At 71.7% G+C, this 1,138-nt stretch carries 2 protein-coding genes; both read left to right on the forward strand.

The window, feature by feature from the left end; translation table 11 throughout:
• On the forward strand, positions 1 to 531 hold a 531-nt coding region (locus tag C1I97_RS37630; RefSeq protein ID WP_146608444.1), incomplete at its 5' end, for an IS701 family transposase.
• A gap of 105 nt (positions 532 to 636) precedes the next feature.
• The coding region (locus C1I97_RS37635) for a hypothetical protein (protein ID WP_111007332.1) at positions 637 to 1,138 on the forward strand (502 nt) is incomplete at its 3' end.

Consider the following 1,138-nt stretch of genomic DNA (forward strand, 5'->3'; position numbering starts at 1 on the left):
CGCTACCGCCACCCCGCACCCTCGGTGGCAGCCCTGGCCGCCGATCTCGGGCAGGAGGCGTTCACCTCCCTCACCTGGCGGCAGGGCTCGCGCGGCGAGTTACGCTCCCGCTTCGCCGCCGTGCGGGTCCGCCCCGCGGGCAAGGCCGTCGAGCGTCCGATCCGGGCCGCCGCCTCAGCCGAGCAGGGCTGGTGGGATGGGGTCCTGCCCGACTGCTGGCTGCTGGTCGAGTGGCCGGACGACGCCGAGGCTCCCACCGACTACTGGCTGTCCAACCTGCCGGCCGACACCCCGGTCGTCGATCTGGTCCGTCTGGCCAAGGTCCGCTGGCGCATCGAGCACGACTACCGCGAGCTCAAGCACGGCCTGGGCCTGGACCACTTCGAGGGCCGGTCCTGGCCCGGCTGGCAGCATCACGTCACCCTCGTGACCGCCGCCCACGCCTTCCTCACCGAACAACGGCTGGCCCCAAAAGCACCCGCACCGGGCTCACCCTCTACCAGATCCTCGACGCTCTCCAGGACGTCCTGAGGTGCTGGACCGGCATCTGCACCACCTGCCACCAGCCCCTGCCCAGCAGGCCACACACGACACCAAGATCGAGACAGACCTAACGGAGTCCTACTAGGAGACCGTATGCAACATCCCGACTTCGAGCTGTACGACAACGTCGGCCGTGACGCCGAGCAAATCGCCGCCGCCCGGTACGGCATCGCCACCCGCGACGACCTGCTGCGCTGGGCGAAGCGGGACGCCGAGCCCTTCCTGGCCGACCACCCGCTGCCGGACGAACCGCTGCCGAGCCCCGACCTGGCCCCCTATCTCGCCGCACTCGGCGCCGCCGCGACTCCTGCCGAGGCCAGCACCGTCACCCAGCATCTGCTGGACGCTGCCGAACCCGTGCTGCGCGCGGTGAGCGACTACCTCGTCGCCGCCGCCCAGTGGCGCGGCCAGAACCGCGGAGCAGAGAAGGGCTCGCCGCCCAAGCTGCTGCTGGAAGCGGCCAGCCGCAGCCTGTCCGTGCTGGCCATCGCGGACGAAGCCGACCTGGCGATCCTGCGCGCCGAGTACGACCCCGCACCGGCACCGCCGAAGGCACCCACGTCCGGCCGACCCCAGACGCCGTCCGGTCTTCCCC

This window comes from Streptomyces sp. NTH33, from assembly GCF_003236365.1.
Lineage (GTDB): Bacteria > Actinomycetota > Actinomycetes > Streptomycetales > Streptomycetaceae > Streptomyces.